The 8,361-nt window shown below is 41.9% G+C and carries 11 protein-coding genes; 1 reads left to right on the top strand and 10 read right to left on the bottom strand.

The genetic code is table 11. The features are described 5' to 3' along the window. Positions 1 to 565 precede the first annotated feature (565 nt). From PHQ42_04685 to PHQ42_04730, 10 genes are all read right to left on the bottom strand, one after another. The gene (locus PHQ42_04685; GenBank protein MDD5071999.1) at positions 566 to 868 is read right to left on the bottom strand and encodes a GIY-YIG nuclease family protein; all 303 of its coding nucleotides are present in this window, start codon (positions 866 to 868) and stop codon (positions 566 to 568) included. Positions 869 to 915: 47 nt separating this feature from the next. Continuing rightward, positions 916 to 1,890, bottom strand: coding sequence for an ATP synthase F1 subunit gamma (gene atpG / locus PHQ42_04690; GenBank protein ID MDD5072000.1), 975 nt, complete (start codon positions 1,888 to 1,890; stop codon positions 916 to 918). Between the two features lie 123 nt (positions 1,891 to 2,013). Next, positions 2,014 to 3,588, bottom strand: a complete 1,575-nt coding sequence (gene atpA, locus PHQ42_04695; GenBank protein ID MDD5072001.1) for a F0F1 ATP synthase subunit alpha — start codon at positions 3,586 to 3,588, stop codon at positions 2,014 to 2,016. A 97-nt stretch (positions 3,589 to 3,685) separates the two neighbouring features. Then, positions 3,686 to 4,087 carry an ATP synthase F1 subunit delta gene (atpH, locus tag PHQ42_04700; protein ID MDD5072002.1) on the bottom strand — a complete coding sequence of 134 codons (402 nt, stop codon included), beginning with the start codon at positions 4,085 to 4,087 and terminating at the stop codon, positions 3,686 to 3,688. A gap of 95 nt (positions 4,088 to 4,182) precedes the next feature. Then, complete coding sequence (gene atpF / locus PHQ42_04705) at positions 4,183 to 4,677, bottom strand: F0F1 ATP synthase subunit B (protein MDD5072003.1); 495 nt, start codon at positions 4,675 to 4,677, stop codon at positions 4,183 to 4,185. A gap of 101 nt (positions 4,678 to 4,778) precedes the next feature. Then, the gene (atpE, locus tag PHQ42_04710) at positions 4,779 to 5,006 is read right to left on the bottom strand and encodes an ATP synthase F0 subunit C (protein MDD5072004.1); all 228 of its coding nucleotides are present in this window, start codon (positions 5,004 to 5,006) and stop codon (positions 4,779 to 4,781) included. Between the two features lie 154 nt (positions 5,007 to 5,160). Beyond that, positions 5,161 to 5,919 (bottom strand): F0F1 ATP synthase subunit A, encoded by a 759-nt coding sequence (locus tag PHQ42_04715; GenBank protein MDD5072005.1) that lies wholly within the window; start codon positions 5,917 to 5,919, stop codon positions 5,161 to 5,163. A 4-nt stretch (positions 5,920 to 5,923) separates the two neighbouring features. Then, positions 5,924 to 6,220 carry an AtpZ/AtpI family protein gene (locus PHQ42_04720; GenBank protein ID MDD5072006.1) on the bottom strand — a complete coding sequence of 99 codons (297 nt, stop codon included), beginning with the start codon at positions 6,218 to 6,220 and terminating at the stop codon, positions 5,924 to 5,926. A 434-nt stretch (positions 6,221 to 6,654) separates the two neighbouring features. Then, on the bottom strand, positions 6,655 to 7,506 hold the full coding sequence (locus PHQ42_04725; protein ID MDD5072007.1) for a TatD family hydrolase: 852 nt from the start codon (positions 7,504 to 7,506) through the stop codon (positions 6,655 to 6,657). Between the two features lie 60 nt (positions 7,507 to 7,566). Further along, positions 7,567 to 7,710, bottom strand: coding sequence for a hypothetical protein (locus tag PHQ42_04730; protein ID MDD5072008.1), 144 nt, complete (start codon positions 7,708 to 7,710; stop codon positions 7,567 to 7,569). Between the two features lie 188 nt (positions 7,711 to 7,898). Between PHQ42_04730 and PHQ42_04735 the strand changes: the two genes are divergently transcribed. Continuing rightward, the coding region (locus tag PHQ42_04735) for a UDP-N-acetylglucosamine 1-carboxyvinyltransferase (protein ID MDD5072009.1) at positions 7,899 to 8,361 on the top strand (463 nt) is incomplete at its 3' end.

An 8,361-nucleotide genomic window follows, 5' to 3' on the forward strand; every position in this document is an offset into this window, starting at 1 on the left:
TTTTTCTTAATTGTTTTCTGATTTTGGTCTCAGAAGGGACCTGGTTTAAGAGCGCGATCATAGAACAAGAGAGTTAATTATTAGCTAGTTTAATTTTACTCTTGTTCCAACTGCCTTAGTATACCCATTTTTTAGGGCTTGACAAATTATTTATTATATGCTATAATTTTATATTACTTATTACAATTATTATTTATAATAATTTTAATATTTTTTGTTCATTTCTTAAAAGGAGAATCGCCATGTCGGACAAAAAAAATCAATCTCTCTACCCCCTTGCGGTTTGCATTGGGATCATGATTCTTCTCCTCTATTGGGAATATCTCCCAAGACTCCTTTTTCCATAAAACACTATCGTTTCATCGCGCCACCTCACTACTTCCGAGGTGGCTTTTTTTATTGTCCTTTTTTCTTTATTCGTCATTCCTGCGAAAGCAGGAATCCAGAAAAATTTTGTCTAGATTCCCGCCTACGCGGGAATGACGAAAACGATATTGGCAAAAGGATATTTGTGATTCTTTCTAAATTACCTCCCCGTTTTCACGGGGATGACGAAGGTAATATTTTATTCTTTAAACAACTCATCACATAAATCTTTCCACCCGGGATTATTTTTCTCTATCAACTTTATTTTCCACTCTCTCTTCCATTTCTTTAATTGCTTTTCTCTCATAATCGCCTCTCCAATATCGCCGAATATTTCATAATACACCAAATTGTCAACGTTATATTTTTTCGTAAAACCCTCAACCAATTTTTGCTTATGCCCATAAACTCTATTCTGCAAATCTGCCGTTACTCCAATATACAAAATGCCATTTTTACCGCTGGCCATTATATAAACATAAGATAATTTTTCTTGGTACATTTTGTCTAGATTCCCGCCTGCGCGGGAATGACGATTTTTTTATTATTTTACCCTTTCAACGCGTTCGCGCCGGCGCTTATTTCCGCGATTTCTGAGGTAATAACGGCTTGCCTGGCTTTATTGTAAAACAAGGTCAACTCGTCAACCAGATCTCCGGCCGCGTCCGTAGCCTGGTGCATGGCGGCCATGCGGGCGCTGTGTTCGGAAGCGTTTGATTCCAGCAAAGCCTGAAAAAGCTGGATTTCCAAAACTCTTGGCAGTATCTCGTTTAAAACTTCTTCCGGCGTTGGTTCATAGGTAAAAACATATTTATTTTTCTTTTCATCATGCAAATATTTGTCTTCCTTGCCTTTTATATATTCTCTGTCCACGCCAACCCTTGTGTCTTCTCCGACTACTCCCAAAAATTCTTCTTCGGCTTCTATTTCTACGGGCAGAAGCTGCTTGACCCGCGGCACCTGGCGGGTAGCGCTCACAAAATCGGAATAAGCCACCATAATCTTATCGTATTTGCCGGACAAAAAATCATCAATCACCAAACGGGCAAGAGGGCTTACCTCCCTCACTTCGGAACAAGTATCGTGTTTCTCAAACACAGCCGCGATTTTATAACCGAAACGGGAATAAACCGAATGGCCCTTTTTTCCGACCAAAATAAACTCGTTTTCTATTTTTTCTCCTTTTTCATTTTCTTTGTGCTTCTTTGCCGAGTCAACCGCTTTGTTCATAATAGTGGCGTTAAACCCGCCGCAAAGGCCGCGGTTGGAGGTTAACAAAACTATCCCGACCCTTTTTATTTCCTTGCGGCCGGAAAGAAGGGGGTGGAGGCTCTTTCCGGAATTAACCGCTTCCGAAAGGTTTAAAATCGTGGTCCAACTTAAATTGGCGTAAGTCCGGGTACGCAAAACGGATTCCACCGCCTTTTTCATCTTGGACGCCGCCACCATCTCCATAGCCCGAGTTATCTTTTTTGTGTTGCCTATGGATTTTATTCTTCTTTGGATTTCTTTTGTCTTCGCCATAAAGATATAATCCTAATTAACCCGAATTATTATCCGAATGCTCCGAATGCCTCGCTTTGATAATTCGGAGCATTCGCCTGCCTGCCGGCAAGGCAGGGATTAATTCGTAGATTCGGATTATAATTATTTCACCTTCTCCTCTTTTACCAAATAATCCAGTGTATCTTTATAATCTTTAATAATTTTTTCTAATTTTTTCTCTTCGGGCTCGGTTAACTCTCCAGCTTTCTCTATTTCCTTTATTATATCGGGATTTACATCCTGGACATATTCTAAAAGGCCGGCTTCAAAATCTTTAACCTTTTCTACCGGTACATTATCCAAAAATCCGGAAATCAAGGCAAAAAAGGTAACTACCTGCGCTCCTACGGGCATGGGAACATACTGGTCCTGCTTCAAAACTTCAACCATGCGCCTGCCCCTTTCCAGCTTTGCCCTTGTTTCTTTGTCCAAATCAGACCCGAATTGGGCAAAAGCTTCCAGCTCCCTGAATTGGGCCGCCTCCAAGCGCATTTTTCCGGCCACTTTTTTCATGGCTTTAATCTGGGCCGAGGAGCCGACGCGGGAAACGGAAAGGCCGGCGTTAATGGCCGGACGGTTGCCTTTGTAAAAAAGGTCCGACTCCAGGTAAATCTGGCCGTCAGTTATGGAAATAACATTGGTTGGAATGTAGGCGGAAACATCTCCGGCTTGGGTTTCAATAATCGGCAAAGCGGTGATGGAACCGCCGCCATGATCTTTGTTTAGCTTGCAGGCTCTTTCCAGCAGACGGGAGTGAAGATAAAAAACGTCTCCGGGATAAGCTTCCCGTCCGGGCGGCCGCCGCAAAAGCAGGGAAACTTCGCGGTAAGCGACGGCATGCTTTGACAAATCGTCGTAAATTATCAAAACATCTTCGCCTTTGTCCAAAAAATATTCAGCCATAGCGCAACCGGCGTAAGGAGCGATATAGAGCAAAGACGCCGGATCAGACGCTCCGGCCACAACTACCGTGGTATAGGCCATGGCTCCGAATTCTTCCAGCTTGGCCACAATTGAAGCCACCTTTGATTCTTTCTGGCCAATCGCCACGTAGAGGCACTTCATATTTTGCCCCTTTTGGTTAATAATCGCGTCAATGGCAATGGCGGTTTTGCCGATTTGGCGGTCGCCGATTATCAATTCCCTTTGGCCTCGGCCGATCGGAACCATTGAATCAATGGCTTTGAGCCCGGTCTGCACCGGTTGTTTTACTGACTCGCGGGCGATAACCCCCGGAGCTATTTTTTCAACCGGATAAGATTTTTTCGTCTTTATGTCCCCTTTCCCGTCCAGAGCCTGGCCCAAAGGATTTACCACCCGGCCCACCAATTCGTCGCCGACCGGAACTTCCAAAATTCTTTTCAAAGCTATAACCTCGTCGCCTTCTTTAATCAAGGAAGCGTCCCCCAGAATAATGGCGCCAACACTGTCTTCTTCCAAATTCAAAACCACGCCGAAAGCCGCTCCGCCCGAAGTTTTAAACTCAAGCATTTCCGACATCATCGCGTCAGACAAGCCGGAAACCCGGGCAATGCCGTCGCCGACTTCAATTACCCGTCCGAAAGTTTTTTCTTTTGTTTCGGCTTTGAACCCGCTTATCTGCTCTTTTAATTGCTCAACAATAAAATCCTTGGTCTTGTTCGCTCCGCTAAAAATTTTCTTGTTTTCTTTTTCCATATTATATTTTAATTTATTTTTAAATATCTTTTTCCCGCTAAAAATTTCGTCATCTTCCAATGGGGTTCATATTTACTGGCAATTGGCAATTATCATCTTATTTTCCGATAACATTCTTAAACTCCGCCAATCTGGTTTTTAAACTCGCGTCCAAAATTCTATCGTCGCGCTTTATTATTAGCCCGCCCAAAACGCTTTTATCAACTTTTTGGCTTAACTTCACTTCTCCGCCCTCGGCGGTCCTCTTTAAATAAAATTTAACCGCCTTTTCCGTTTCCGGGGTTAGCTTCAAAGCGCTGATAATCTCGGCTTTTACTATCTTGTTTTTCTTGTCCCAAATCCGCTCAAACTGCCCTATGATTTTCCCAAGCTGGGAAGTTTGATTGTTCTCAACCAAAATTCTTGAAAAATTTTTTATAATATCCCGAATTTTGCTTCCCTCCGCCCGGTCTATCGCCTCAAACAGGGAAACGGCGTATTGTTTGGCTGTTATCTTCATTCCGTTAGAAATTTTAATTATTTATAATAATATTTCAATCTGTTTTTTAAGTGTCTTTCGCCCCGCCTAGAAATCTATTTCCAGCGGAAATCATGTTATTTCAAATTTTTTACAATTTTTTTTATCAATTCTTCGTCTTCCTTGCCGTTTATTTTCTCCCCCAAAATTTTTTCCAAAGAAAGAGCTACCAAGCCGGCTATATCAGCTTTTATCTCTTTCAAGGTTTCGGCCTTTTCCAGTTTTATTTTGTCTTTCTCCTGGTTAATAATCTGGCCGATTTCTTCCTTGGCTTTGTCAACAATTTTTTGCCGGTTAATTTCCGCCTGCTTCTTGGTTTTTTCCAAAATCATGGCCGCCTCTTTTTTGGCCGCTTTTACAAGTTCGGCCTCCCTTTCTTCCATTTCTTCCAGTCTCTCCGACGCCCGCCTGGCATCCTCCACGCCTTTTTCAATTTTTTCCTTCCGTTCATCCAAAAATTTTAAAACCGGCTTATAGCCGAATTTCCACAAAACAAACACCAGCACCGCAAAATTAACTAATTGGGCGATTAAAATTCTAATATCCAGGCCCAAGGCTTGAAATAGCTTCATATAAAAAATAAATTAAAAAATAAAGGCATCCCGCATTTTGCTCCCCTCTCCTTACTAAGGAGAGGGCTAGGGTGAGGTAAAGGCGGGACAGGCTCTATTTTCTAACCGAAAAGAATAATCAGGGCGATTACCAGAGAATAAATGCCGGTAGATTCGCAGATAGCCATAGTCACGAACATCAAGGGCGTGATTTTGTCGGCCGCTTCCGGGTTGCGGCCGATAGCTTCCAAGGCCCGACTGGCCACAATCCCTTCGCCGATGCCGGGTCCAATGGCTCCCATGCCCATGGCTATGCCGGCGCCCAAGTACTTAAATGTTTCTGGATCCATATTAAATAAATTTTCAATTCTCAATTTTCAATTCTCAATTATTTTTTAAGATTGAAAATCATAGAATTAATTATTTTATTATTTCCCGCCACATAAATTTTTATATTGCGAGTCCGCCTCTGGCGGATATTAATTTATTGAATTTTATTATTTTTTAAATTGATGCGCTCTCCGTCAGTTCATCCTCTTCTATTTCCGAAGCCATGGTTATAAACACCAAGGTGAGCACGGCGAAAACAAAAGCCTGAACTACGGCCGTCAACAGCCCCAAAAATAAAAAAGGCAGAGGGATGAAAAACGGCGCCAAAAATAGCATTACCGTCCCCAAAACTTCTCCGGCGAAAATATTCCCGAACAAACGGAAAGATAAGGAAATTACTTTGGCCAATTCGCCGATTAAATCCATGAACCCTAAAAAAAACTGCAAAGGATTTTTCAAATTTATGAATTTGCCCAAATAGCCGAAAGGGCCATGAACCATAATAGCCACGATCTGGGTGGTTAAGAAAGTAATTATGGTCATGACAAAAACCATGCTGTAATCCGACATAACGGCCCGAAAAAGCGGGACAAATCCCTCCTGCCTGGCCAACGTTATGGCCGACTGCCCGGGAATAAAAACAGCCAAATTAGCCGCCAAAGTAAAAATAAACATGGTAAAAACCAAGGGAAAAATCCGTTTTGTTTTTTTCTCCGTGCCTGCTATTGATTTCACGAAAGAATAACCGCTTTCCAGAAGAAGCTCAACGATATTCTGCAGTTTCCCAGGCACCAGTTTCAGATTTTTTCGGACGAAAAGAGTAAAAATAATCAAAAATAAACTCAAAACCAAAGACCAAAAAAAAGCATTGCTCACCGGGAAACCGGCGAAATGGAACAGAATATCCGGAGCAAGTTTTATGTTTAACTCCATAGTTTTAATCTAAATTATTTTTCTCCCGCCCTTTTTTTTCGCTTTTCTCCAATTCCTTTTGCCGTTTAATCCATTTCGTCAAAAACGCCACTTTTTTAAAAAGCAAAAAATTAGTAACGATGAAGGCCACAAGAACGCTGATCAGTAAAATCCAAGGCCGGGTATTAAAAATTCTGTCCAAATACCAGCCGATCCCGCCGATAATTATCAATGGCCCGAAAATTGAAGTGCTGCTGTAAAGAGCCATCGCCCAGGACAAATCCCTTATGCTTTTATATTTTCCAAAAAATTTCTCCTCCATAATAATATGCTATATTTTAAAATTTACCGAAATTTAAAATTTTAGGCCGAATACGGGGTTCGGTGGCAGTCCCTGTTTGTGACCATCCCCTTCCGGCAAAAAAATATTTTTTTTAAAAATAAAAATTGACCCCCTGATCATCCCGGACATAATCCGGATTAAGGGGCATGATAATCTGATAAAAATTGTGTAATTTCTCCTGAAATCAATCTTATCTTAACAAACAAATATCCCAAAGTCAATGCCAGATATCCACAATAATTACAAACTACAAATCTCTTACAAATCTTACAAATTTACGAATCCTAGCGGGAATAGTCTGTTTGGTATTTGTAGATTTGTAGTGAATTTGTGGATTTGCGGGAAAAATAAACGTCTATAACCGAATTAATCTGGAAACCGGGTAAAATTATAAATACCATCAAAATCATTAATCAAATACCAAAAAATTCCCTGGCGTTTTTCGTTGTAATCTCCCCCACCCGTTCCGGGCTCAAATTTCTTATTTCCCCGATGCGCGCCGCTACGCGCTTAACCAAAAGCGGTTCGTTGCGTTTGCCGCGATAAGGCTCCGGAGTCATGTAGGGGCAATCGGTTTCTATCATAAATTTTTCCGGGGGCATTTTCCTGATTAAGTCGTCCCAGCGCTTGCTGAAAGTAACCAGGCCGGTGAAAGAAATAATAAGGCCGAGAGAAAAATATTTCCAAGCCAAATCTTCGTCTCCGGAAAAGCAATGCATCACTCCCCATGGCCGGTCGGCCGGAATCATGTCTCTGCGCTTCTTTTTAAAATCCGCCAAGACCGCCAGCATATCGTCATGGGCTTGGCGGCAATGGATAATCGCGGGCAAATCCAAATGCCGGGCCAAAAGCAGTTGGCTTTCAAAAATTTCCCGCTGTTTCTTCTTTATGGCAGAAACATCTCCGGCCAAATTTATATGATAATAATCCAGGCCGATTTCGCCGATCGCCACCGCTTTTTCAAATTTGGCCAACTTTTCATAGTTGTCATAATTAAATTCCTCGGTTTTCGCCCGAAAACTGTATTCTCCGTTTTCGTCGTCGCTCTCAACCATCAGATCATCAAGATGGACCGGATGCAGGCCAACCGCGGCGTAAACACCTTTCTCGTATCTGTTGGCGTAATCCAGGGCTTTTTTTGAAGTCTTGTACTCTGAACCAACCAAAACCATCCAGGTATCTCCGGCCAAAGAACGGCGGATTACCTCGTCGGCGTCTTGGCTAAAAGCGTTAAAATTGACATGGGCATGGGTATCCACAAACATAATGTTAAGCAAACAAAACAACCAGCCTTGCTTAAAAGACTAGTTGTTTTTTCTGTATTTTTAATTTTCTCCTGTTCCGGAAGAATTTTTTTCTTCTCCAGCTTCCTCTGGCATTGGCGGCACTGGCTGGCTTACCGCATCCGCCTGGACCTCCCCTTCTTGTTTTTTATTGCCTCCGAAAAGATTTTTTATCCAATTCCACATAGATTTTGCTTTAGTTTATTAAATTTTTCTTGCTTTCCCCCTCCTTGCGCGCAAACAGGCGAAAAGGCAAATCCTATATAAATTTTACCACCTATGGAAAAAATTAGCAACAAGTTGAAATTTTGAAGAATATAGGCTATGATATAAACATAATTTTTATTATTCACCATTTATTATCTATCTCCAATATGTCAAAATTTATAATTACCGGGGGAAAAAAATTAGCCGGAGAAATAAGGGTTAAAGGGGCAAAAAATGCGGCTTTAAAAATTATTCCGGCGTCCATCCTCTCCAAAGAAAAAATTTCTATTTCCAATCTGCCCAAAATTGAAGACATTGACAAAGCCCTGCATTTGCTTCTTGACCTGGGGGCGGAAATGAACCGCAACGGAGACCATATTGAAGTTTCCACAGCCGATATCGGCAAAATTGAGCTTAACCCGGAATTCGCCAATAAATTCCGGGCTTCCATAATGTTTGTCGGACCGATTTTGGCCAGATTCGGCGAGGTTAAATTTCCCCACCCCGGCGGTTGCGTTATTGGCGCCGGCGGCCGGCCGATTGATTTGTTTCTGGAGGGCTTTGCCTGCTTAGGAGCTGAAATTAAAGTAGACGGCAATTATTACCATCTGAAAGCAAAAAAACTTAAGG

The organism is Patescibacteria group bacterium (assembly GCA_028711655.1).
GTDB lineage: Bacteria > Patescibacteriota > Patescibacteriia > Patescibacteriales > JAQTRU01 > JAQTRU01.